This window comes from Sorangium sp. So ce128 (assembly GCF_051525245.1).
Taxonomy (GTDB): domain Bacteria; phylum Myxococcota_A; class Polyangia; order Polyangiales; family Polyangiaceae; genus Sorangium; species Sorangium cellulosum_B.
The window spans coordinates 5291561-5315744 of record NZ_CP150313.1 but is presented as its reverse complement, the minus strand read 5'-3'; the positions used below and the strand labels follow the sequence as shown (position 1 = coordinate 5315744).

At 72.3% G+C, this 24184-nt stretch carries 15 protein-coding genes and 1 pseudogene; 3 read left to right on the top strand and 13 right to left on the bottom strand.

Annotated features, from left to right (window positions below):
- Positions 1 to 35: 35 nt before the first annotated feature.
- Positions 36 to 1790, top strand: a complete 1755-nt coding sequence (locus WME82_RS20190; protein WP_438044158.1) for a hypothetical protein — start codon at positions 36 to 38, stop codon at positions 1788 to 1790.
- A 481-nt stretch (positions 1791 to 2271) separates the two neighbouring features.
- Here the strand turns inward: WME82_RS20190 and WME82_RS20185 are convergent.
- The 8 genes and pseudogenes from WME82_RS20185 to WME82_RS20150 form a co-directional block, all read right to left on the bottom strand.
- A pseudogene (locus WME82_RS20185) lies at positions 2272 to 2667 on the bottom strand (ATP-binding protein); the annotation flags it as partial.
- 166 nt (positions 2668 to 2833) lie between these two features.
- Positions 2834 to 4468 (bottom strand): hypothetical protein, encoded by a 1635-nt coding sequence (locus WME82_RS20180; RefSeq protein WP_438044157.1) that lies wholly within the window; start codon positions 4466 to 4468, stop codon positions 2834 to 2836.
- 65 nt (positions 4469 to 4533) lie between these two features.
- Positions 4534 to 4737, bottom strand: coding sequence for a hypothetical protein (locus WME82_RS20175; protein ID WP_438044156.1), 204 nt, complete (start codon positions 4735 to 4737; stop codon positions 4534 to 4536).
- Between the two features lie 70 nt (positions 4738 to 4807).
- Positions 4808 to 6856 (bottom strand): TIR domain-containing protein, encoded by a 2049-nt coding sequence (locus WME82_RS20170; protein ID WP_438044913.1) that lies wholly within the window; start codon positions 6854 to 6856, stop codon positions 4808 to 4810.
- Positions 6789 to 7934 (bottom strand): ATP-binding protein, encoded by a 1146-nt coding sequence (locus tag WME82_RS20165; RefSeq protein ID WP_438044912.1) that lies wholly within the window; start codon positions 7932 to 7934, stop codon positions 6789 to 6791. The genes WME82_RS20170 and WME82_RS20165 overlap by 68 nt, the downstream gene beginning before the upstream one ends.
- A gap of 95 nt (positions 7935 to 8029) precedes the next feature.
- Positions 8030 to 8509, bottom strand: a complete 480-nt coding sequence (locus WME82_RS20160) for a DoxX family protein (RefSeq protein ID WP_438044155.1) — start codon at positions 8507 to 8509, stop codon at positions 8030 to 8032.
- Positions 8510 to 8533: 24 nt separating this feature from the next.
- Positions 8534 to 9328, bottom strand: coding sequence for a helix-turn-helix domain-containing protein (locus tag WME82_RS20155; RefSeq protein ID WP_438044154.1), 795 nt, complete (start codon positions 9326 to 9328; stop codon positions 8534 to 8536).
- A 110-nt stretch (positions 9329 to 9438) separates the two neighbouring features.
- Positions 9439 to 9861 (bottom strand): hypothetical protein, encoded by a 423-nt coding sequence (locus WME82_RS20150; RefSeq protein ID WP_438044153.1) that lies wholly within the window; start codon positions 9859 to 9861, stop codon positions 9439 to 9441.
- Between the two features lie 123 nt (positions 9862 to 9984).
- Between WME82_RS20150 and WME82_RS20145 the strand changes: the two genes are divergently transcribed.
- On the top strand, positions 9985 to 10611 hold the full coding sequence (locus WME82_RS20145) for a recombinase family protein (protein ID WP_438044152.1): 627 nt from the start codon (positions 9985 to 9987) through the stop codon (positions 10609 to 10611).
- Between the two features lie 36 nt (positions 10612 to 10647).
- Here the strand turns inward: WME82_RS20145 and WME82_RS20140 are convergent, their stop codons facing one another.
- From WME82_RS20140 to WME82_RS20130, 3 genes are all read right to left on the bottom strand, one after another.
- Positions 10648 to 15822 carry a pentapeptide repeat-containing protein gene (locus WME82_RS20140; RefSeq protein WP_438044151.1) on the bottom strand — a complete coding sequence of 1725 codons (5175 nt, stop codon included), beginning with the start codon at positions 15820 to 15822 and terminating at the stop codon, positions 10648 to 10650.
- 161 nt (positions 15823 to 15983) lie between these two features.
- Positions 15984 to 16577: a hypothetical protein gene (locus tag WME82_RS20135; RefSeq protein WP_438044150.1), complete on the bottom strand. Its 594-nt coding sequence runs from the start codon at positions 16575 to 16577 to the stop codon at positions 15984 to 15986.
- Positions 16574 to 17827, bottom strand: coding sequence for an AAA family ATPase (locus tag WME82_RS20130; RefSeq protein ID WP_438044149.1), 1254 nt, complete (start codon positions 17825 to 17827; stop codon positions 16574 to 16576). The genes WME82_RS20135 and WME82_RS20130 overlap by 4 nt, the downstream gene beginning before the upstream one ends.
- A gap of 307 nt (positions 17828 to 18134) precedes the next feature.
- Between WME82_RS20130 and WME82_RS20125 the strand changes: the two genes are divergently transcribed.
- A complete protein-coding gene (locus WME82_RS20125; RefSeq protein ID WP_438044148.1) occupies positions 18135 to 20840 on the top strand; it encodes a dynamin family protein in 2706 nt (901 codons plus the stop codon).
- 52 nt (positions 20841 to 20892) lie between these two features.
- Here WME82_RS20125 and WME82_RS20120 read toward each other — a convergent pair whose 3' ends face one another.
- On the bottom strand, positions 20893 to 22449 hold the full coding sequence (locus WME82_RS20120; RefSeq protein ID WP_438044147.1) for a protein kinase domain-containing protein: 1557 nt from the start codon (positions 22447 to 22449) through the stop codon (positions 20893 to 20895).
- A gap of 53 nt (positions 22450 to 22502) precedes the next feature.
- Positions 22503 to 24092: a 3,4-dehydroadipyl-CoA semialdehyde dehydrogenase gene (locus tag WME82_RS20115; protein WP_437873025.1), complete on the bottom strand. Its 1590-nt coding sequence runs from the start codon at positions 24090 to 24092 to the stop codon at positions 22503 to 22505.
- Positions 24093 to 24184: the final 92 nt, after the last annotated feature.

Here is a 24184-nt window from a genome sequence, read left to right as displayed (position 1 = left end):
GCGGTCGGCCAGGTCGTTTACACTGGGAGGCGGCGATGAGGAGCCGCCCTTTCATCACGCTGCGCCTCCCCAGGGTCGTTCATCCGGGCGAGACGTTCGACGTCGGGCTCTCGCTCGAGAGCGCCGCGAAGACGCCCATCAACTTCGTGCGCGTGGCCCTGCGGCACACGCACGAGCGGCTGGTTCCGGTCGAGGGGACCTTCGAGGTTCGCGATCTGCTCCTCCTCAGCGAGGAGGTGGCCGGGGAGGGGCGGCTCGGCGAGGGGATTCACCGCTACCGGGTCTCGTTCGCGCTGCCTGGTGATCTCCCGCCGACGTTCGCCGGCGCCTTCCAGGCGTGCCGGTGCGAGGTCCGCGCGCACGTCTCCATTCCGTGGTGGCTCGACGCCCGGGAGAGCCAGGAGGTCCTCGTCCGGCCCAGGTCCGCTCGGCGGCCGGAGGACGAGCCGTTCATCGACGCGAGCCACCGGGGGCGCGGCGCGTTCGTCGAGGTGTCGCTGCCGGGCCGGACCCTCACCCCGGGCGCGATCGTGACCGGGGCCGTCGCCTTCGGGGGTCTCCCGGGGCGCTACCCCTTCGGGCTCCGCGTCGCGCTGGTCGGCAATGGGGTGGAGCAGGTGAACGCGCGCAGCGGTTCGTACGAGAGCTGCCCGAACGTGTTCTTCCAGGATGTCACAGGGATCGCCGAGGGAACGGAGGTGCCTTTCCGCATCTCTCTGCCGGGCGATCTCGCGCCGTCCTTCCGCCTCCGCGAGGTTGCCCTGGAGTACGCGCTGGAGGTGACGATCGAGCACCTGGCGGGCGGGGAGCTGGTGCGGCACCGCGTGCCGGTGATCGTCGGCCTGTTCGAGCCGCGGACCGGGCGCGATGGAAAGCGGCCCCGGATCGGCGCGGATCGCTGGCGCGCGGTCTGGGCGCGCGCGGGGCGGCGGGTGGGGCTCTCGCTGGAACGGGGGCTGCGGCTCCGCGGCGTGCGCGCTGGGTGCACCGTCGAGGTGGCCTCTGCCGTGAAGGGGTTGAGGGCCGGCCTGGGCGCGACGGTGCGGTTCGCGGAGCCCTGGGGGTTGCGCCTCGACGTGCAGTGGCGGCGCGTGCTGGAGCTCGATGGGCTGGAGACGGGGGACGAGGGATTCGATCGGCGCTTCCGGGCGGCGGGACGGGAGGAGGCGCAGGTGCTGGCCGTGCTCGGGCCTGCGCTCCGGCGTGCGCTGCGTGCTTTCCATCGGGCCGACGTGGACGACAGGGAGGCGTGGGTGTGGAGCGCCGCGGAGGCGTCGGACGAGCACGCGCTCGACGCGTTCCTGGCGCAGGTCAACGCGCTCGCGCAGGCGCTCGCGGGGGCCGGCGCGGCGCTGCCGCCGCCGGTGGCGATGGCGGCGTGGCTGCCCGCGTGGCGCCGCTTCGCGGAGGAGAGCGACGGGGCGCTCCGGGTCGGTTCGATGCGGCTATCGGGGACGCTCGAAGGGGCGCGGTTCGAGCTGGAGACGCTATTCAAGGGGGCCGTTCCGGCGAGGACGCGGGTCTCGTTGCGGCTGGATCCGCCGATCGAGGGCGCGGCCCGGCCGAGGAACGCGGCGGAGCAGGGGATCGCAGCGGCGATCCTGGAGCAGGCGGCGCGCCTCGGTGGGGTTGCGGATGCGGAGGAGGGGGTCGCGGTGGCGCCGGGCGCGATCGCGGTGGTGATCGGGGCGCCGCTCGCGGATCCCGCGGCGGCGCGGGAGGTGCTGCGGCCCATGCTGGCGCTCGCGCGGCAGATGCGGGGGGAGGGGCGGGGCGGGCCGTACCGGTGAGGGGGAGCGAGGGCGGGGACGAGATATGGCCCGCGGCTGGTCGGCAGGGCGGGTCGGCATGTCGGATATGGCCCGGCCTGGTCGGCGGAGCGGGCGAGATGTCGGGACATCGCCGGGACCTGGTCGGCAGGGCAGGCGGGTATGTCGGATATGGCCTGGGGCCTGGTCGGCAGGGCAGGCGGGTATGTCGGATATGGCCTGGGGCCTGGTCGGCAGGGCGGGCGGGTATGTCGGATACGCCCCGGGGTCTGGTCGGCAGGACGGGCGGGTATGTCGGATACGGCCCGGGAGCTATGCGGCGCGCCTTCGGAACGCTTCGATGGCGTGTCGGATGCCGAGGGTCACGTCGGTCCGCCCACGCGGGCGCGTCGAGATCGATGCGCCGCACGTTGCCACGGCTCTCCAGCCAATCGAGGTGCGGATACTGCGGGCGCGAGGCGCAGAGCGCGTGCACGCGCGGCGGGAGCGCGTACGGCAGGAAGCCTGGAAGCGGGTTCTGCCCGGCGCCCTCGTTCCGCGCCTCGTCGAGGCCGTCCACGACGAGTACCAGGCGCTCTCCGCGAGGGACGAGCTCATGCTTCGACACCCTGGCGAGAAGCTCGATCAGCCGGTTCTCCGGCCGCGCCTCGGGGTCCTTCTGCGCTGGGTAGAGCGCCTCGATCTGCGCCGAGAGGGAGCGCGCGACCGCCTCGGGGCGATCCCAGTCCATGACGTCGCGCCGGAGGAAGTGGTGCGGCGCCCTGCGGCCGCGCTGCTCCTGCACGTCGAGCCATCGCGAGAGGATCGCGCTCTTGCCCATGCCGGGCCCGCCCGTGACGAGCACCCAGCGGCCTGACGTCCCCGCGCCGTCGAGGTGGCGATCGATGGCCGAGAGCACGTCCTCTCGACCGAAGAAGTGCTCGTGGCGGCTGCGCTCGATGCCGAAGTCGATGAGGTCTCTCGCCACGGCGCCAGTCTACCAGCGCGCATGCACCGCCCGGCGAGCGCCGTGCGACGCGGACCAGGGCTTCGAGCGGCGTGTCCGCGCTCCCGGTCCCCGATCCTCAGTCCCAGCGGTCGAGCTTGTAGGTAACCCGCCCGTTCTTCGTGGTGACGCGGAAGAGGTAATCCCACTTGCCGGCGCTCTTCTGGAGCTTGATGCCGCAGGCTGACGCCTCGTTGGCTCCCGCGATGGTCGCGTTCTTCGCGTACGCCTCCATGGTGGCGCGGATGCCGTGGTACTCGCTTCGCAGGTCTTCCGGAAAGAAGCCGCCGCTGCGCTCGTGGTTCACGTCTCGCGCGCCGTCGAGGAGGAAGAAGACCGACTGGCCCTGGTGCGGGTACTTGTCCGGGCCGTCCCACATCGTCGGCTGCAGCGCGATCGCCGTGACGTCCTGGAACTGCCCCGCCTTCAGGTTCCACGCGCTCGCCGGCGAGCCCTTGACGTACATGTACCAGCTCACCTGGTTCCGCTTCTCTTCGCGATCCCACTGGAGGATGGGCGGCGAATCAGGGGTCGCGGCCGTCACCAGCGCTGCGTACGACGCGTTCTGCTCGGGCACGAAGAACTCGATGCGCTCCGCGTCCGCGAGCACGGTCCGCTGGAACTTCTCCCAGGTCATGATGACCGGCGGCTGCTCCACGGACGCTGCGGCCGTGGTGATCTTGGCCTTCAGGTGGCCGAAGACGCCGCCGCCCCGCTCCTGGGACGCACCCGCCTTCGGCTTCCACAGCGCCTGGATGTCTTCCAGCCTGGCGAACCGGCGTTCCAGCGCGCCGGCCGAGCCGAGCTTCTGCACGATGGCCTCGGCCTGCGCGATGTTGCCGGCGCTCGGCGCCGCCTGGGGGCGCTGGTAGAGGAGCGGGTGCATCTTGGCGTCAAACTTCGCCTTGATGTCGGCGAAGCCGAGCCCGGCCTGGATATCCTCCAGGAGGGTGCCGATCATGCCGCTGCGCACGTGGCAGAACCCGGCCGGCGCGGTCGCCGCGGCGAGCCATGTGAGGTTGTCGCGGGCGACGGGGTTCTTCGTCGCCGCGCGCGCCTCGTGCAGATCGACCAGCCACTTCGCCACGCCGATGCACTTCTCCGATCGGTAGAGGTTCCCGGTGACCAGGAGGGTGTGCGCCTGCCTCACGACCTCGAGCGGGAACTCGGCGAGCCCTCGGCAGAGGGTGCCGTAGTCCTGGAGCTTCTCGGCCACGACCTGCGAGGTGGTCTGCACCGCGGACGGCTTGAAGACGAGCTCCCGCCCGGGCGCGACGGCCATGTGATTCCAGGAGAAGGGCGGCTTCTGGCTCTTGTTCTTCGGCATCCCCCACGTGCGCTCGTCGGAGAGGAAGACGCCGGTCACCTTCGCGCGCGCGACGAGGAGCGCCATGGCCTCGACGGACGTCCGGAAGAACGGCGGTGCTGCGTCGGGGGCCCACGCGATTGACGTTGCGGTCCCATCGGGCGCGACCTTCACCAGCCCGCCGAAGCGCTCGACGAAGCGGCGGCACGCGCTGCATGTGTAGTGCTGGCGCCGCTCCGCGCGGAGCCCGTCGAGGAACGCGTCGAAGAGGCCGGCGGCGTCCGTGGTGAAGAGGCGCGCGCCGCCGGCGGTCACCTCACCGAAGCGGGCGCGGATGGCTTCGAGGAAGGCCGGGTACTGTTCGTCGTCGATCGGCTCAGCCTGAGACGTCGTGATCGCGTCGGACATCGCGTGCTCCTTGAAGGGCGTCGATGCGCCCATCGTAGCGCGGTCCGCTTCGTTTCCAGCGCCGTTCACGGCGTCGCTGCATCCAGCCCGCGCGTCGCCGCTGTCAGCTCCGCCTCGGCCTGGGCGAGCCGCCCCCTGGCGCGCTCGCGAGGCACCGCGTCGCGTGGGTTCATCAGGGCGAGCGCCTCCCGCGCTTCCACCACCCAGGCGCTCGCGCTGTTCCGCATCGCGGAGCCGCGGCAGCGGTTCAGGCCGACCTGGTAGCCCACGATGTCCGAGAGGACCTTGGCCCGGCGGCGCTCGTGGTCGCCGTGTGCACCAGACGAACGTCCCGGGAAGCTACTCGACGTGTCCTCGGAGCGCCTCGACCGCACGCCGGATGCCGAGGGCCACGTCGGTCCAGGCTGCGTCGCGGTTCCTCCAGCTGGTGACCGGTCTACCATCCCTGGGCAGCGCCTGGAGCCTGGCGAAAGGCGCGCCGCGCCAGTCGGTCTCCCGAAGGATGACCGGGATGACGCGTGCCCGGCCGGCGTCGTGGCGTTCGAGGGCGCGCCTCATCTCCTTGTCGAAGCAGTAGTCGGACGCGAGGAAGTCGGCGCTGATGAGGAGGAGGATCACCTCGGCCGTGTCGAGGTTCTTGTCGATCTGGCCAGCCCACGCTTCGCCGGCGGCGATGCGGCGATCATGCCAGCTCTGGAGGAGGCCGTCGTGCTTGAGAAGGGCGAGGTGGGCCTCCAGCTCGTCGCGGAGAGCCTCGTCCTGGTGGGAGTAGCTGAAGAAGAGGCGGGTGGCATTCTTTATCGGGAAACTTTCCCCACGAGGTATTGGAGCCGTGAAATAGAGATGCCAGAGGTTGCCATGTGCATCTCCCGCGCAGAGGAGCTGTTGCGATCCGGCCACGCTAATGAAGGTGCCTATTCCATGCACTGTATCCAAGCATTTTCCTGTCGACGTTTCCCATCTCTTGATAGTCATGTCGGAGGAGGCCGATACGATGCGCTGGCCATCCGAGCTGATCGCGCAAGCATTGACCGAATCGGAGTGGCCTTCGAGGGTGCAGAGGAGCTGCCCGGTCGCAAGGTCCCATACCTTGAGCGTGCTGTCGTAGGAGGTCGATACGATGCGCTGGCCATCCGGGCTGATCGCGCAGGCAGCGACCGGACCGGAGTGACCTTCGAGGGTGGAGAGGAGCTGTCCGGTCGCAAGGTCCCATACCTTGAGCGTGCTGTCGGAGGAGGTCGATACGATGCGCTGGCCATCCGGGCTGATCGCGCAAGCATTGACCCAATTGGAGTGGCTTTCGAGGGTGGAGAGGAGCTGTCCGGTCGCAAGGTCCCATACCTTGAGCGTCTTGTCGTTGGAGGCCGAGACGATGCGGCGGCCATCTGGACTGATCGCGCAAGCATCAACCGAATCGGAGTGGTCTTCGAGGGGGGAGAGGAGCTGTCCGGTCGCGAGGTCCCATACCTTGAGCGCCGTGTCCCATGAGGCCGAGACGATGCGCTGGCCATCTGGGCTGATCGCGCAGGCAGCGACCGGATCGGAGTGGCCTTCGAGGGTGCAGAGGAGCTGCCCGGTCGCAAGGTCCCATACCTTGAGCGTGCTGTCGGAGGAGGCCGAGACGATGCGCTGGCCATCCGGGCTGATCGCACAGGCCTCGACCCCACTGGAGTGGTCCTCGAGGGAGGAGAGGAGCTGCCCGGTCGCAAGGTCCCATAGCTTGAGCGTCTTGTCCCAGGAGGCCGAGACGATGCGCTGGCCATCCGGGCTGATCGCGCAAGCTTTGACCGACTCGGAGTGGCCTTCGAGGGTGGACAGGAGCTGCCCGGTCGCAAGATCCCATACCCTGAGCGTGCTGTCGTCGGAGGCCGAGACGATGCGCTGGCCATCCGGGCTGATCGCGCAAGCATTGACCGACTCGGAGTGGCCGTGCAGCGTGCGCTCTTCTCCAGTCCACATCCGTACCGGATACCGCAGTCGGATCTTCGGCAAGCCGCGCGGGAACTGAAGCGTCCGCGCGATTCGCTCCGCCTCCCATCCGGCCGAGCGCAGCCGGTTGTAGACCAGCTCCGGGAGCGCCTCCGGCGCATCGCGGAGCCAGTGCGACTCGGCACGCACCGCACGGTGGAGCAGGTCGATGTCGCCGTCTCCGAGCTCCTTCGCTCCGAAGCGCAGTGTCTCCTCGAGCGCCGCAGCGCCATCCTCGCTACAGCGCGCCCCCAGAAGGCCGAGATCCCGGCACAACCCCCGCGCTTTCCCCTTATCGTCCGCGGCGAACGCGTGCGCGATCGCGTGCCGCGCGGCATACCGCCTCCGGAAATCATTCTCCCCCTCTGCCTGCGGCCACCGCGCGGTCGTCTCCAGCAGCCGCCGGTGCAACTCGGCCATGCGCTTCGCCCCGAGCTTCTCTGTGACGAACGCGCGAAACGCCTCGTGATACGGCCGATACGCCCGCGCGCCGCGCCACGACGCCGGCTCCTCCAGGAGCAGCGCCCGCGCTGCGCGAAGGAGGTCCTCGCCCGCCTCCACGTCCTTCCACCCCCACGCCGCCTCGATCTCCTCGATCGGCAGCGCCTCGCGCGCCGCGCAGACCAGCCCGAGCCCGTTCGCGACAAGCCCGAATTGCTCGCGTGGCAGGCTCCGGAGCTGCTGCCAGATTTGCTCCAGAAACCCGCTCAGTCCGCGAGGAAGCCGCTCCACACGTCGCTGCTCGACCGGCTGCTCTTCGAGCCATTCCCTGAGCTTCACCGCATAGAGCAGGTTCCCCTCCGCCCGGGCAACCGCCTCCTCGACGAGCTTCCGGTCGAGCCGCGGCGTGAACCTGGGCCCCTGGTCTGCCCAGAACGCGCGGCAGGCCTGCTCGTTCGAGCTCGCCCACGCGGGCGCGTCGAGATCGATGCGCCGCACGTTCCCGCGGCTCTCCAGCCACCCGAGGTGCGGGTACTGCGGGCGCGAGGCGCAGAGCGCGTGCACGCGGGGCGGCAGCGCGTACGGCAGAAAGTTCGGCAGCGGGTTCTGCCCGGCGCCGTCGCTTCGCGCCTCGTCGAGACCATCCACGACGAGCACGAGGCGCTCTCCACGGGGGGGCGAGCTCGTGCTTGGAGACCTTGGCCAGGAGCTCGATCAGCCGGCTCTCCGGCCGCGCCTCGGGGTCCTTCTGCGCCGGGAAGAGCACCTCGATCTGCGCCGAGAGGGAGCGCGCGACCGCGTCGGGGCGATCCCAGTCCATGACGTCGCGCCGGAGGAAGTGGTGCGGCGTCTTGTGCCCGCGCTGCTCCTGCACGTCGAGCCATCGCGAGAGGATCGCGCTCTTCCCCATGCCAGGCCCGCCCGTGACGAGCACCCAGCGGCCGGACGCGCCCGCGCCGTCGAGGTGGCGATCGATGGCGGCGAGCACATCCTCTCGGCCGAAGAAGCGCTCGTGGCGGCTGCGCTCGATGCCGAAGTCGATGATGTCCCTCGCCACCGCGGCAGTCTAACAGACGACCTCCTCGTGCCGCCGTGTGGTGGCCGCAGGCCGAGGAAGGATCAGGGACGTGGAGCAAAGCACCGGACCGGGTGCTACTTCGTCCGAGCCCGGTCCGTCCGCTCCCCGCCACGAGCGCCGAGCGCCACGGCGACCGTCGCGGCGACGAACACGAACTGCATCAGCGTTCGCGGCCCGAGCGGCGTCACCGGGCTGCCGCCCAGCGTGAGCCCCGCGCGCGCCGCATGCACGTTCGCAGGGAACATCGCCACGAGCAGCACCGTCAGCCCCGCAGCCGCCCACGGCGCGAGCCGCGGCACCAGGAGCGCCGCCGCGCCTGCGATCTCCAGGACCCCCGTCGCGGCCACGAGGAGCTCGGGGCCGGGCAGCGCCGGCGGCACCATCGCCACGAGCTCGGCGCGCCGGCTCCCGAAGTGGGCTGATCCGGTCAGCAGGAACATCGCCGCGAGGGCGTACCGCAAGCACGTCACCCAGCTCCCGAGGTGCCTGACGCCGAGGCGCCCGAGGACAACGAACAGCGCGAACGAGATCGAGAGAACGAGCAGAGGTGCCATGCCCTCAAGGTGGCGACCCGCTCCTCACCCGTCTTGAACGAGCTGGCTACGGCGTCTCAGATCGGATGGGCTCACCCCGAACATCCGGCGGAAGGTCCGGGTCATATGCGCCGCGTCCGCGAAGCCGGCCGCGCTGGCGGCCTCCGAGAGCGCCGCGCCGCCGGCGATCGCCGCCCCGGCGCGCTCCAGCTTGAGCCACAGGAGGTACGGCCGCAGCGGCACGCCGACGCTCTCCGTGAAGGCGTGCATGAACCGCCCCGGCGAGAGCCGCGCGATGCCGGCCAGGGCTTCGAGCGACGTGTCCGCGTCTCCGGCGCTCGCCCGCAGGTGGCGCAGCACCCGCTGGACCCCGGGGTGCCTCGGCCTCGGCGAGGAGGGCGGGACCGCGATCCCCAGCGCCTCGAACACGCCGGGCAGCGCCGCCGGGAGCCCGGCCTCTCCGCGCTCGGCGATGCGCGACCGCAGCCGATCCGCCATCTCGCTGCCCATGACCTCGATGGGCGACGCCCCGAGCGCCTGGGTGAGCCCATCGCCAACGTCGCTCTCCGGCTCGATGAACACGATGAGCACACGGACGCCCGACGCGTCGATCGCATGCGCGGTGTCCGGGGTCGTGAGGACGGCGCCTCCCGGCTGGAACGCGCCCCTGTCGGCCGTCTGGATCTGGAGCTCCCCGTCGAGCGCCAGCACGAGGTGCCAGCAATGGTGGGCGTGCAGCGTGCTCCGCTCTCCAGGGCCCCACGTCGCCAGCACGGAGGGCCACGGGCGCAGGGGGCCCGCGGGCGCGGCGAGGCCTGTCGTTCTCGGCGGGAGGAGCATCGATCCGGAGTCTACCCGGACGCAGCGGATGCCTTGGCGGGGCTCATCACGCAAGCGCCGCGCCTTTCGGGCGCGCTGATCTGCTGGGCGCGGTCCGCAGAGCTGCCGCGTTACCGTCCGATGCGCGCTCGGATGGCGGCGCGCGCCTCCGCCGAGAGCGTGTCGACGTAGGCGTCGGACAGGGCGCGGAGCACGTCGTCGGGCAAGGCGAGCAGCACCTGCTCGGGCGACAACCCTGCCAACCGTTGCTCAGGCGATAGCCCTGCCATCCGTTGCTCGGGCGACAGCCCCGCCAACCGCTGCTCGGGCGTGTAAGCCGACAACACCCGCTCGGGCGGGAAGGTGGCCAGGAGCCTGAGGATCTCCTCTTCTAAGCCCTCCAAGTCTTGGACTTCCACGGCGATCTCCTCGGATCCAAGCTGCTGCGCGAGCCACCGTCGAGCCTCGACGGTCCGGACCTCGCCGAACCCGAACAAGCGCAGCAGGTCGTCGTTCTCCGCCTCTGCGCCCGCGTCGATCTCGACGACGAGCAACGCGCACGCCCCGCCCCTGGGCTTACGGCAGCCCGGCGAACCTCTGCCGCGCACCGCTCGGAGACGAGCCACCCGCGACCACGGCGCTGGACAACCGTCGCCGTCCAGGATTGTCTCATCCGGATGACAGCTCGCCGGTTCAAGCGCGGCAGCCCCGAGCGCGCCGTCGCCTACGTCCGCGTCTCCACGGACGCCGCGTGCGCCTCCGCTGCGGAGCAGCGCGCAGCGATCGATGCCTGGTCCAGCCGGGAACGCGTCGAGATCGCGTCCTGGCACGAGGATCGCGGGGAGGACATCGGCGACCGGCCCGGCTTCGCGGCGGCGATCGAAGCGCTCACCCTCGCCGGCGCCGGCCTGTTCGCGGTCGCGAGCGAGGACCGCGCCAGCATCGCGGGGATCAGCGGCCCGTACCGGTCCGCCGCGGGGGAGCGCGGCGCGCGCCTCGTGACCGCCGACGGGAGCGGGATGCCGGATGGGACGCACGGCTGCCCGATCTGCGGCGATCCCTTGGAGCTGTGGCCGCGCCACCCGCGCGCGGTGTGCGGGCTCTGCAAGCATGAGGCCACGGACGAGGCCGGGCGGCCTCTCGAGTTCTTCAACACGTCATTTGGCGGCGGCTTCGGGGCGCGCTACGCGGATACCGGCGAGCCTCGGGACAGCCACGCATGCGTCATCCGGGGCGTGCGGTGCCGCGCCGACGAGGCCCGGTTCGGCGGGATCGTGATCGAGGCGATCGACAAGGTGCCGTAGTCGCTCGGCCTGGCAGCTAGCTCGACGAGGCCGCGCTCAGCCCCGGGCTAGCGTCGGCCGCAAGGGGAGCAGCGGCTCGTCGTCCGGGATGCGAAGCCCAGGGACCAGCGCGTCGAGCTCGCCCGGCTCGAAGCGGCAGAGGCTGGCAGCGTGCCAGAAGCCGCCCGCGATGTTGCCGCCGAGCTTGTAGCGGCCGTCGGGGCGGAAGGCGACCCAGCCCTCGGGGAGCTTGAGGAGCACGGCGAGGCAAGCGCCGGTCAGCACGTCCCAGAAGCGGACCGTGCCGTCGGTGGAGCTGGAGAGCAGCGTCTCGCCATCCGGCATGAAGGCCACGTTCACGACCTCGCCGGTGTGCCCCTGGAGGACGCGCGCCATCTCGTCGGCGGACACGCGCCAGAGGAGAACGCTGCCGTCGTCGGACCCCGATGCGAGCCACGCACCGTCGGGGCTGAAGGACAGGCACCTCACCCCGCCGGCGTGACCGCGCAGCGCACGTGGCTCGCCGCCGCCCTCGACGAGCGGCCAGAGCAGCACGGCCATGTCGTCGGATCCCGAGGCCAGCGTCGTGCCATCGGGGCTGAACGTCACGCTCCTTACGATATGATGATGACCTTCCAGCACGCGGCGCGCTGCTCGTTTGCCGTCCACCTTCCAGAGCCGGATGGTCCGATCGCTCGATCCCGAGGCCAGCGTCACGCCATCAGGGCTGAACGCCACGCTGCTGATTCCATCGTCGTGACCCACCAGAACGCGAAACGGCTCTGCTGTCTCGGTGCGCCAGAGTCGCACTGTCCTGTCGAGCGAGCCTGACGCGATCATGTCCCCGTCATGGCTGAAGGCGATATCCGTGATGCTGTGATAATGCCCCCTCAACACGAGCACCGTGCGGGCTGCGTCGAGCCTCCGGAGCCGGATCGTGTGGTCGCGGTGCGCGAACGCCAGCGTCGCACTGTCAGGGCTGAAGGCCAGCTTCGCGGAAGAAATGCCGCTATTTTTGAGTGGCGGCAGCGCGGTCCATGTCGACCTCCGCCAGAGATGAGCGCCAAAGTCCTCGGAGCCGAGCGCGAGCGTCGCGCCATCGCTGCTCAATGCCATCGCCATGGACACGCTCGGCTGTCCTTCCAGCACGCGCAAGGCGCCGCCAGTGGACACGTGCCACAGTCGCACCGTGCTGTCCTTCGAGCCAGAGGCGAGCGTCGCGCCGTCAGGGCTGAACGCGACGCTCGTTACGCCAGCGGAGTGGCCATCGAGCGCGTGTAACGCGACGCCTGATCGATTCCACAGCTGCACCGCCCCGTCTCCCGAGCCAGAAGCGAGCGTTGCGCCGTCGGGGCTGAACGCGACGCTCCTCACATGTCGCGAGTGGCCCTTCAGCATGTGCAGTACCTCGGCCGTCGATACGCGCCAGAGGCCAATGTCGTAGTCCACGGAGCCGGAGGCCAGCGTCTCGCCGTCGGGGCTGAACGCGACGCTGAGTACGCCAGCTCGGTGGCCGCTCAAGACGCGGAGCGTTTCGCCTGTCGCGACCTTCCAGAGCCGGATGATGGCGTCGTGGGCACCGGAGGCCAGCGTCTCGCCGTCAGGGCTGAACTTTACGGCCATCACTCCATCCAGATGGCCGCGGAGCATGGCGATCTGTTGGAAGGTGGCCACCTGCCAGAGCCGGACGGTACGGTCAGAAGACCCGGAAGCCAGCGTCTCGCCGTCAGGACTGAATGTCACGCTGGTCACATAACGAGCGTGCCCCTTGAGCACGCAGAGCGCGTTGCCAGTCGACACGTCCCAGAGGCGGACGGTGCAGTCGTCCGAGCCGGATGCGAGCGTCTCGCCGTCGGGGCTGAAGGCGACGCTCGTGACCCAGTCGGCGTGGCCGTTCAGCCTGCGCAGCGCGCTCCCTGTCGCCATTTCCCACAACACGATCCCGTGGGAGTGACCCGATGCGAGCAAGATCCCATCGGGGCTGATCGCCACGGCGTTGCACCGGCCGCCTTGCACCCAGGTTGGCTCGAACCTCCCCGCCTCCGGCATCGCCGCGCCGAACGTGTCGCACCCGTCGAACCGCGCCCCCCGCGCCCCCACGAGCTTCGCCCCGCGCAGCCTCGTCGAGGCGAGCGTCGCCCCTGTCAGATCCGCGCCCACAAGGCGCCCCCGCACCGCCGTCGCCCCCGTCAGATCTGCCCCGCGGAGCTCCGCCCCCGAGAGCTCTGCCCCGTCGAGCAGCGCCCCCGCCATCAACGCACCGCTCAGGTTCGCCCCCACGAGCTTCGCTTCCCTCAGGTCGGCCCCCCGGAGATCGCACCCGCGGAGGTCTCTCCTCGAGAGGTCCTGCCCCCGCAGATCCGCCCCCGCGAGGTTCATCCGCTCGCTCACCCTGAGCGCCATCCGCCCGTCGATTCGCAGCGCGTTCGCCGCCGCCACCGTCCCCCACGCCCCGCCGAGCCCTGCCCGTACCCAGGTCTCCGTCGCTTCGCGCCCCGCGAGCGCCCCGAAGAAGTCGGCCATCAGGTCGCTCACCTCCCGCTGCGCCAGCGCCGCCGCCTCGCCGGTACGCTGCACCTCCTCGGCCGCCGCCCGCGCCACGAGCCACTCGAGCACCGACTGGTGGATGAACCGGAAGTTCTCCTGATCGTCCCACACGAGCAGCGTCCCCGACCCGATCTGGTGCGCCGTCACGCCCAGGTCGAGCTCGTGCCTGCCGAGCGCCTGCAGTGCCGCGATCAGGTCTGCCGGCAGTTCGCGCACGTTCACGCTCTGCTCCGTCCGCTGCCACAGCCGCGTCGCGAGCTCCGTCACTGCCCGCCACCTCTGCGCCACCGACAGCCCCGGCTGCGCGCCCTTCGGGTGCGCGCGCTCGTACTCCCAGACGAGCCACCGATCCAGGAGCAGCTTGTACAGCCCCGCCGAGGTGATCTCCCCGTCACCCGACTTCGCCTGCCGCAGCTGCGCCTCCTCGATCTCGGCGATGAACCCCAGCATCCGCGGGTTCGCCGACAGGCCCAGGAGGTCCTTGACCTCCGCGAGCAGTTGCATTCGCTCGTCGGCCGCCTCCTCGCTATCGAGCCGGTTCACCAGGAATCTGCGGATCTGCGCCCCGGTGAAAGGCTGCAGACGCGCGAGCCGGTAGCCGGGCAGCAAGGCAGCCCTCTCCGCGAGCGCCGATCTCGCCTGCTGCTCCGAGATGAAGTGCTGGCTCCGGCTCGTGACCACGACCTTCGCCGCCTTGCCCTGCGCTGCCTGGATCAGCGTGTCGAAGTGCTCGACCGCGCGGTCGTACGTCACGCGGAAGGCGAGCTCGTCGAAGCCGTCGAACAGCAGGGCGATCCGCCCCTCGGCCAGCATGTGCCGGAACGCGGGCAGATCGATCTTGCCGAGCCCCGCGAGCGCCAGGTGCTGCGCGATGAGCGCGTTCAGGTCGCGCGCCTTCTCCAGCGCGCGCATCTCGATGAGCACCGGCGTCAGCGGGCCGCCCGCCTTGCCCATTCGCCGCGCGAGCTCGTGCAGGAGGAACGTCTTGCCCGTGCCGAAGTCGCCGAGCACCAGCACGAACCGGCTGTGCTCCGAGTCGAGCAGCTCTGCGATCGCGTCGAGCGCGCGCTCGCGCACCGCCTCCTCCTGGCCCATCGTGAGCGCGATGCGCTGGTCGACGTAGAGCGCCGGCGGATACGTGGGGTCCCGCTCGAGGCTCGCGTTCTGCCACGCCAGGTAGCCGCGGAAGTCGATGAGCCCCTGGTACTCGAGGAACCGCACGAGGCGCACGCGGCGCGCGCTCGCGTAACGCACGAGCTCCTCCGGCGCGGGCTCGCCGCCGTAGACCAGCGTGGACACGAGGCCGGGATCCTCGCGCCGGTACGAGGCGTCGATGCTCTCGATGAACGCGGAGACCGCCTCGGTCGAGATGCCGCTCTCGAGCGCCGCGAGCGGCGCGATCCGGACGATGCCGCCCTCGTTGACCGAGACGCGAAGGTAGACGCCGAAGGGGAGGGGCGCGTCGAACCACTCGATCTTCACGCCCTCGGGCTCGCGGAGCCTGCACACGCGCTCGACCCGCGAGAGGAAGTCGTCGCTGCGCCCTTCCCCTGGCAGGAGGATGTCGTCGCCGTGCGGACTCGCGTGGCCGCCCCGCGCGCGCGCCGGGAGGCGGCGCAGCCTCGGGCCCCGCCCGGCGTGCTCGGCGCGCGCAGGCGGAAGAAAGCGCCTCAGAAACGCGACGAGGAACTCCGCCGAGGCGCGGCACGCGAACGCGCGGAAGCTGTCGTCCTTGTCGTGATCGGCGTGATCCGAGACGGCCTTCGCGATGATCGACCGCCGCCCGAGGCGCTCCGCGACGTAGCCGATCGCCGCGGCCTCCATCTCCACGCCGAGCACCTTCCGCCCGATCGGCTTCAGCCCCTCGAACAGCCCCGCGTCCTCCTGCACCGCCTTCCCCGTGGCGATCGGGCCGATGTGCACGCGGAACGGCCGGGCCGGCGGCGGGCCGTCCGGGTGGAGCAGGCGATCCCGGCGGACCTGCGCCACGCCCGCCTCGGTGAGCTCGAGGCCGCCGTCGCCGATGCGGAGCACGCCCGCCGCCTCCAGCTCGCCGATGCGCTCGGTCCAGCCCGGGCACCGCGCCGCGCGCTCCGGCCGCGAGACGGGCGGCGGTCCCCCCTCCACCTGGCTCTCGTAGAGCGCGTGCCGGAGCCACCACGCTTGCGACGGCTTCGACGGCGGGCGCTCGGCCGCGAACGCCGCCTGCCGCTCGAACTCGCGCGCGAAGAGCGCGGCATCCATGTTCCACGTGCGCTCGAGGTTGTACGTCTCGATGTCGTGGAAGAACGCGCCCTCGCCGCCGGGGTGGGCGACGCGCTTGCCCTCGTCGTAGCTGTAGACCCGGTCGGCGACGATGACGTCGCCGAGCGACACCTCGCCGCGTTTGCCGGCGCAGATGCCGCACATCGCGAGGCACCCCGGATCGAGCTCCTCGATGAGCCCCTGCGCCCTCGCCGCCGCCGCGCTCTCGCCCATCCGGCCCGACCACGCAGCGGCGACGCGGAGCGGCTCGCCGCGGTCGTTCGGGACGTCGCGGACGTAGTACGGGAACCCGCCCGGATCCCGCGCCTCCCGCCAGCCGTCTCGACCGCCCTCGCCGAGCGCGAGGACCGCCTCGAGCTCGTCCTGCAGCGCGGTGACGATCAGCGCGTCGACGCGCCCTGTAACGATGTCTGCCGGCACAGGTCCACTCTAACAATAAGCGCTCACGTTCCGGGCTCGGTCTGGGTCGAGGCCTGATCGAGCGCTCGTCGCCAGGACCTGAGCCGGGCCCCGGTCTGGCGATCCCGTCGTTTTCAAGGCTCGGTCCAGGTCGAGACCCGGCCGGCTTCGCCCGCCCCCGTTCAGGCGCTGACGTCGCCTCCGCGCACGAGCGCGGTGAGCGCCTTCACGATCTCCAGGATCGCCTCCACGCGCTGTCGGATGCAATCGCGCACAGCGCGATCCGGTTGCCACGAGATCCTGTTGAAGATCGCGTCGCGGGCGTTGACGTCCTTCTGGAGCGCCTGCGCCACGAGCGATCTCGCGAGGTCCTTGTCGCATTGCTCGGCTGCCTTGATGACGGTCTCCGTGTTCTCCTTCAGCAGGAAGACGTGGAGCCGCTCCGGAGCGTCGCACCTGTCCTTGATCGCACGCACCACCGCCGCGTCCTCGGAGCTCTCCGTGATTCCCTCATGCTTGAGCTGGTGGCGTATGGCGTCGTTGTCGACGAGCACAAAGACCTGCTGGCCCTTCGCGCTCAAGCGGCGGATGTCCTTCCGGCAGCTCCGCAGCAGGTTCTGCACGCCCTTCATCGGCCGGCCGTCGAGCTTCCTCCGGAGCGCGAAGCGGTCTTCCCCGGCGTCATCGGTCACGCACGCGACGACGAGGTTGTGAAGGCCGAACTCCTTCTCCGGGCCCCGCTGATCTTCGTACAGGATCACCGCGAGCGGGGTCACGCCCCCTCCCGCCGCGTCAGGATCGAGGCCGCGTGGCCGGCTCCCCGCACGTCACCGAGCCCGCGGTAGTCCGTGAGCCAGTCTCGCAGCGCCTCGGGGTCGGGCCGCACGAGCCTCGTGGCGCGGCGCTCATCGAGCTCGCAGAGGACGACCGAACGGGCCGGGTCGGAGAGGCCGTCGAGCAGCCGGTCGGAGTGCGTCGCGAGCAGCACCGGCCGCTCCTTCGCCATGGCCTCGAAGAACCCGAGCACGCGCTGGAGCAGCTCGGGGTGCAGGTGCGTCTCTGGCTCGTCGAAGGCGATGAGGCTCTTCTTCGTGTTCAGCCGGTGGAGGGCCACGAACGCGAGGTACGCGAGCGTGCCGTCGGAGATCGCGAACGAGGGGATCTGCTCGTCGAGGCCGGCGTACTTGATCCGCAGGGCGATCGAGCCGCCGCCTGGATCCGCGCGCACGTTGACGGACTCGACGTCGGGACCGAGGCCCAGACGGACGTAGTCCATCGTCTCGCGCCAGTGCGCCTCGGAGAAATCGTTCTTGAGCGCGCTCCATGCGTTCGGGAGGTTGGCCCCGAAGCGCGAGAGCGCCTCCGCCGGCTCGATCGTCGCCGCGCCGCGCAAGGGCGAAGGCTGGCCGCGCGAGCGCTGCACCCAGCGCGCCGTGGTGTCGAAGGGGACGTGGACGTCGATCGCGCGGAGCACGGCCAGCGCTTCACGCACGAGCCAATGCGGTGGGAACTCGCCGAACGAAGAGAGAGCCAGACGCCTGGGATCGATGGCCCTTTCGATGGGTGGAGTTTCTGTCTCATCGATCAGAAACCTGAAGGAGCTGCTCCTGGAGAGCCCCCCCTCGCGCGAGATGATACCGATACGTTGTTCCACGACAGCGTCGCTGTCATCGACTTCACCGCGGACCCTATCAAGGCGCTCGCGCAGGATGACTCCGCTCCTGTCGAGTGCGAAGGCGTACTCGTACCTGGTGTAGGAGTCACCGTCGGGCGCGAAGACCAGGCCGAGCTCCAGGTGCTCGGCGCCGACGCGGAGAAGGCTCCCGAGACCTCCGTGGATCTTGTTCAGATCCTCGAAGAAGCTCTCGCCTGCCGCGCGCTGTAGCAGCTCGCACACCTCGATCAGGCTGCTCTTGCCGCTGCCGTTGTCCCCGATGAGGACGGTGAGACCGTCAAGCTGGAGCCGCACATCGGCGAGCGAGCGCAGCCCCTTTGCGTGAATCTCCGTGATCCGGTTGTCTGGCATGACGATCGCCACCGACCCCGCGGTGCGGTCCGCGGCGCCCTCGTAAGTACCTCAAGCGTATGGACACGGCGTACCTTTTGTCCTTGTCGGTCCGTCCGTCGGCGGCGCATGCGGAGCACCAGCGAAGCCAGCTCCGCTTGCGGTCACTCGGCCGGCTCCGCTGCCCGATGACCTCGCGCGCGCCCCGCAGCCCTTCCGGAGAAGTCCTGGCTGGCCCCCGGCCTGATCCCCCGCCGCGCGACGCCCGCCGCTCCGGCCTTCGCTTCTTCCTGGACGACCGCCCTCCCGGAAGGCTTTCATCCCGCCCATGGCGAGGCTGGTCGAGGCGCTGAACCGGTTCTTCGGGCGGGTCGAGATCCTCGCCCTCGGCCTCGAGAACGAGCGCAGCGCCGCCGAGGCCGCGCTCGCGAAGGGCATGCCCCTCGAGGCCCGCGAGCACGCCCGCACCATCCTCTCCGTGCTGCCCGACTCGGCGGTCGGGCTGGCGCTCTGGGCCGACGCCGCGGAGGACGCGTGGCTCGACCAGGAGGTCGTCGCCTCGCTCACGGATCTCGCGAAGCGCGTCCCGTGGCGCGCCGACGTGTGGCTCCGCCTCGGCCGCGCGGGGCAGCGCATCGGCTGGGACGGCGCGCGCGACGCGCTCGAGCGGGCCACGTCGGCGCCGGAGGAGCGCGACGCGGCGCGCCTCGCGCTGCTCGATCTCTCGGACCTCGACCTCGCCGCGGGCGACCCGGCCCGCGCGCAGCGCTGGCTCGACCGCATCCCGGCGCCGCTCACCACCGTGCCCGACCGCGACGTGGCCCTCCGCCGCGCCGAGTGCGCGCTCGCGTACGGCGATCTCGACGGCGCGCGCGCCGCCGCGGAGATCCTCGGCGAGCCCACCGCGATCGAGGGGCGCGCCGCCCTCGTGCTCGCCCGGCTCGCGCTGGCCGAGGCGAGCGCCGCGGCGGGGTTCCCCGCGGCGGGCTCCTCCGCGGCGGCCCTGCCGCCCGCCGTGGTGGGGCGGGCGCTCGACCTCGGGCTGCGGGCGCTCGTGCTCGACGTGCCCGGCGCGGCCGAGCTCTGCGCCGCCCTGGTCGCCGCCTCCCGCGACGTGCTCGTCATCGACCGCGTGCGCCGCGTCGTCCGCGCCGCGGGCGCGCTCGACGAGCCGACCTGGGCCGCCGCGTTCGCCTTCGCCGAGGGGCGGCGCGACGACGCGCGGCAGGCGCTCGCGCGCGGGCTCTCCGCGGGCGACCGCGCCGCCGCGGCGGCGCTGCTCCGCATGGCCGTCGAGACCCGCGACCTCGGCGCGCTCGACGCGCTCGCCGCGCGCGGCAAGGACCACGACGACGACAAGGAGCGGCGCGGCGCGGCCGCGCCCCCGCTCCCCCCCGACCTCGTCCGGCTGCGCGACGCCGCGGCGATGGCGTCCGCGGGGCAGGGGAGCGGCGCGCTCGACGCGCTCGACGCGGTGACCGGCGAGGGCGCCGCGTGGGCCGACGACATGCGCCGCGCGATCGCGCTGGCGTGGGTGCCCCCCGCGGGCGGCCCCGCCGGGGCCCGCGCCGCCGCCGCGTGGGGCGACGTGCTGCGCGAGCTCGCGCGCACGGCCAAGCTCCTCGACCGGCTCGACCTGCTCGCGGCGATCGAGGCCCTCGCGGTGGAGCGGGAGCGGCCGCTCCGCGCGGCCGTGGTGGGCGAGTTCAACGCGGGCAAGAGCACCTTCCTGAACGCGCTGCTCGGCGAGGACGTGGCGCCGACCGGCGTCCTGCCCACGACCGCGACGCTCCACTGGGTCGCCTGGGCGCCCGATCCGTTCGCGCGCATCGTCGTGCGCGGCGGCCAGGACCGCGTCGTGCCGCACGCGGCGCTGAAGGACACGCTGCGCGCGCTCGCGGCGGCCGGGGACAAGGTCGCGCGGGTGTTCATCTACGCGCCCATCGAGCGGCTCAAGCGCGTCGAGATCCTCGACACGCCCGGCTTCAACGCGCCCGACCCCGATCACATCGCCGAGGCGCGGCGGGCGTTCGACGAGGCCCACGTCGCCATCTGGCTGCTCGACGCGCCCCAGGCGATGAAGGAGTCGGAGCGGCGGGTGCTCTCCGAGATCAGCGCGCTCGGCGTGCCCGTGCAGATCCTCGCGAACAAGGCCGACCGGCTCAAGCCCGACGCCCTGGAGACGGTGCTCGCGCACGTGCGCGACAGCCTCGCGGCGAGCTCCATCGCCTCGCTCACGCCGCCGATCGCGTTCTCGGCGCGGCTCTCGCTGAAGGGGCGCCTCGGCGACGAGGCGGCGCTCGCGGCGTCGGGGTGGGCCGAGGTCGAGGCGCTCTTCGCCGAGCAGATCGTCGACGCGAGCGACGCGCTCCGCGAGCGCGCGCTCCGCCGCAAGGCGGGCCGCATCGCGGCCGAGCTCGCCCATGCGGCGTCGGCGCGCGCGGCCGAGGACCGCGAGGCCGGGCGGAGGGCGCGCGCCGAGGCGGATCGGCTCCGCGCGAGCGCGGCGTACCTGCGCCGCGACCGGCGCGCGCTCGCCGCGGCGATCGACAAGGCGCTCGAGCCGGCGCGCCGGGAGCTCGCGTCCGACCTGCGCCCGATCGCGGCGCTGCCCGAGGAGCGCAAGCGCACCGACGCGAGCGTCCGCGCCTACGTGCAGGAGCGGCTCGTGGCGCGGCTGAGCTGGCCGCTCTCCGCCGAGATCGCGAGGGCGGCGCGGGCCGGCGCGGAGCCGGGGGCGCGCGGCGCGCGCGGCGCGAGCGGCGCCGAAGAAGGGGGCGCCGCGCCGTCGCCGCGGGCGGCGGCCCACGTGCGCGCCGTCCTGATGGGCATGGTGGCGGTCCACGACGCCCCCGACGAGCTCGCGGCGCGCCCGATCGAGGGCGTCGTCGAGGCCGCGCTCGACGCGTTCGCGATGGCGCTGTCGGCCGAGGCGGAGGCGCCGGTCCCGCCGCCCGCGTCGGCGGCGGTCGAGCTGCGCGCGCAGGCGCTCCGGGCCGCCTTCGAGGCGCCCGTCATGCCGGCCAGCGCCTGAGGCGCGAGGCGTCGGCGCCCGTCACGCCGGCCAGCGCCTGAGGCGCCAGGCGTCAGCGGCTCAGGAAGAAGGCGAGCACCCCGAGCGCCAGCCCGATCACCAGCGCCAGCGGCACCACGAGCTTGACCATCCACAGGTCCGTCGGGCGCGCGGGCGGGCGGCGGTCGCGCCGGACCGGCGCAGGCGCGATCTCGATGACGTTCTCGGCCGAGGACCGCGAGGGCGGTCGCGGCGGCGCGGCGGCGGCGGTCGCGCCGGCGCCTCGCCGCGCCTCCGGCCTCGGGGACGGCGCGCGGGCGCCCGCGGCGGGGAGGAGCGGCCCGAAGTCCTTGCGATCGTGGATCACGACGTCGCTCGCCGGCGGATCGCTCGTCGGCGCGACGAGCCGCCGCACCGCCGGGAGCGTGCGCGAGAGGTCGTCCGACGTCGGTCCGGCCGGCGCCTCGCGCGGGAGGGCGATGCCGGGGAGCGTCGCGGCGAGCGACAGGATCGCGCTCGACGGCGGCCCGTCCGTCAGCGACGCCTCGCGGAACACGGACTTCGCCAGCACCTCGCCCCGCTGCGCCGGCGGCGGCAGATCGCCCTCGCGCAGCGGCGGCGCGGCCGACATGGAGCTCCGGAGCGACGGCGGCATCGCCACTTCGAGGGTCGGCGCGTCCTCGGGCGCGCTCGTCCGGGCGGCAGGGAGCAGCGCGTCCGACAGGTGGGGGAGGAGCCGCTCGAGCTCGTCGCGCAGCTCGGCCGCGCTCTGCTGGCGCTGGTTCGGCCATTTCGCGAGCGCGGTGAGGATGATCGCCTCGAGGGCAGGGTGGATCCGCGGCAGGAACTGGCTCGGCGCGGGCGGCGGCTTCCGGAGGTGATCCATCGCCACCTCCCACGCGACGGCCGTGGGCGGGAAGGGTAGCCGGCCCGTGACGAGCAGGAACAGGAGCACCCCGCACGCGTACACGTCGCTGCGCCCGTCGATGACGTCGCCGCGGCACTGCTCCGGGGACATGTACGCGGGCGTGCCGACGACCACGCCGACCGTGGTGACCGAGCCCCATACGCTGATGGGCGCGCTGTTCGGCCCGTCGTCGTCGCCGCGGGTGTTCCTCTCGACCATCTTCGCGATCCCGAAGTCGAGCACCTTCACGCGCTCGACCGCCGGATCCGCCGGATCCCGCATGACCATCACGTTCTCGGGCTTGAGATCGCGGTGCACGATGCCCCGCGCGTGGGCGGCGGCGAGGGCGTCGGTGATGCCGATCAGGAACCGCGCGGCGCGGGCCTCGGAGAAGCGGCGCTCGGCGAGCAGGACCTCGAACAGGTCCTGCCCGGCGACGAGCTCCATCACGATGTACGGCAGGTGCCCTTCCACGCCGGAGTCGAGGATCTGCACCGTGTTCGGGTGGTGGAGGCGCGACGCCGCCTTCGCCTCCCGGTAGAAGCGGGTGACGAACGTCTCGTCGCCGAGCAGCTGCGGGTGCATGATCTTGATGGCGACGTCGCGCGGCTCCGCGTCCTGCTCGCCGCGGTAGACCGCCGCCATCGCGCCTTCGCCGATGAACCCGGTGACGCGGAAGCGCCCTGCGATCGTCTTGCCGATGAGTTGCGGGCCCGCGCTCATGAGCGAGACTTCACCATAAAGTCCACGGAAAGAGCTACCCCGGCCTTCGCGATCTACGGCTTCGCCGGCGCGGGGCGGGGCTCGCCCTTCGCCCCGAGGATCGCCTCCAGGATCGGCCGCGACCCCTGCACGGCGGTGCGCTGCGAGTAGAAATGGAGCCCGCGCAGGCCGCCGAGCTCCTCGCCGCCGCCGGCGCGGCCCGGGCCGCCGTGGATCGTCTGAGGGAGGACGGTGCCCGGGCCGGGCGCCTGATCGGCGATCTTCTCGCTGCCGAGCAGGACGCGGCCGTGGTACGGCGCGACGCCGATCAGCACCTCCGCCGCGAAGGCGCGGTCGTCGCTGTAGACGGAGCAAACGAGGCTCCCGCGGCCACGTCGCAGCAGCGCCACGGCGTGCGCCGCGCCGCCGTCGTACGGGAAGAGCGTGGCGACGGGGCCGAAGACCTCGTGCTCGTGCGCGGCGGGCGCGCCGTCGGGGCCGCTCGCGACGAGCAGCGTCGGCGGCACGAAGTACCCCTTGCCCGAGGGTACGCCGATCGCCTCGAAGGGCCCGGCGCCGCCGAGCGCCACCGCAGCACCTGCCGCGAGGCGCTCGATGCCCGCGCGCACGCCGCGGAGCTGATCGGACGTGGTCAGCGGACCCACCGTGACGCCGTCCTGCGCGGGATCGCCGACGCGCGCGTCGCGGAGGCGGTCGACGAGGTCGTCGCGCACGGCGTCGACGACGGCCGCGGGCGCGAAGACGCGGCGGATCGCCGTGCACTTCTGGCCGGCCTTCTGGGTGATGTCGCGCACGACGTCGCGCAGGAACATCGCGTACGTCTCGGAGCCGGGGACGGCGTCGGGGCCGAGGACGGCGCCGTTCAGGCTGTCGGCCTCGACGTTCACGCGGACGCCGTCGCGCACGAGGCCGGGCGAGAGCCGGAGCGCGGCGCCGGTGGCGCTCGATCCGGTGAAGGCGAGGACGTCCTCGCCGCCGAGGTGCGCGAGGAGATCGCCCGGCGGGCCGGCGACGAAGGAGAGCGCGCCGCGCGGCAGCGGGGCGCGCTCGGTGAAGATCTTCATCAGCCGCAGCGCGACGAGCGCGGTGCTGGTCGCGGGCTTCGTGATGACGGGCATGCCCGCGAGGAGCGCGCAGGCGGCCTTCTCCGCGAGCCCCCACGCGGGGAAGTTGAAGGCGTTGATGTGCACCGCGACGCCGGGGCGCGGGACGAGGATGTGCTGGCCGAAGAAGCGCGGCGAGCGCCCGAGCTGCACGCCGTCGCCGTCCGTGAGCAGCCGCGCGTCGCCGAGCTGGGCGCCGAGGTCGGCGTAGTAGGCGAGCGTGCCGATCGCGCCGTCGATGTCGAACTTGGCGTCGCCGCGGGTGTTGCCGCCATTCCGGATGGCGACGTCGATGAGCGCGTCGCGCTCGGCGTGCGCGGCGCGCGACATGGCGCGGAGCAGCTCGCCGCGCTCGGCGAACGTGAGCGCGCGCAGCGCGGGCCCGCCCTCGGCGCGCGCGAACGCCACCGCGGCCGCGAGGTCGAGGCCGTCCGTGCTCGTCTCGGCGAGCGGCTCCTCGGTCGCGGGGTTGACGAGCACGTGCGGCGCGCCCTGGCCGGCGCGCCACTGCCCTTCGACGTAGCTCTCGAGCCGCTCCATCGGGCGCGTAGCCTACTCGCGCGGTCGCTCGGCACAACCCCCGCGCGAGGTCGTGGCCGCGCTCGGCGCGCGCCGGGCCGCGGCCGCGCTCG

Coding starts and splice junctions, on each gene's coding strand:
- WME82_RS20190 (WP_438044158.1), top strand. CDS start 36: ATGAGGAGCCGCCCTTTCATCACGCTGCGCCTCCCCAGGGTCGTTCAT.
- WME82_RS20180 (WP_438044157.1), bottom strand. CDS start 4,468: ATGTCCGACGCGATCACGACGTCTCAGGCTGAGCCGATCGACGACGAA.
- WME82_RS20170 (WP_438044913.1), bottom strand. CDS start 6,856: ATGGCCGAGTTGCACCGGCGGCTGCTGGAGACGACCGCGCGGTGGCCG.
- WME82_RS20160 (WP_438044155.1), bottom strand. CDS start 8,509: ATGGCACCTCTGCTCGTTCTCTCGATCTCGTTCGCGCTGTTCGTTGTC.
- WME82_RS20155 (WP_438044154.1), bottom strand. CDS start 9,328: ATGCTCCTCCCGCCGAGAACGACAGGCCTCGCCGCGCCCGCGGGCCCC.
- WME82_RS20145 (WP_438044152.1), top strand. CDS start 9,985: ATGACAGCTCGCCGGTTCAAGCGCGGCAGCCCCGAGCGCGCCGTCGCC.
- WME82_RS20130 (WP_438044149.1), bottom strand. CDS start 17,827: ATGCCAGACAACCGGATCACGGAGATTCACGCAAAGGGGCTGCGCTCG.
- WME82_RS20125 (WP_438044148.1), top strand. CDS start 18,135: ATGGCGAGGCTGGTCGAGGCGCTGAACCGGTTCTTCGGGCGGGTCGAG.
- WME82_RS20120 (WP_438044147.1), bottom strand. CDS start 22,449: ATGAGCGCGGGCCCGCAACTCATCGGCAAGACGATCGCAGGGCGCTTC.
- WME82_RS20115 (WP_437873025.1), bottom strand. CDS start 24,092: ATGGAGCGGCTCGAGAGCTACGTCGAAGGGCAGTGGCGCGCCGGCCAG.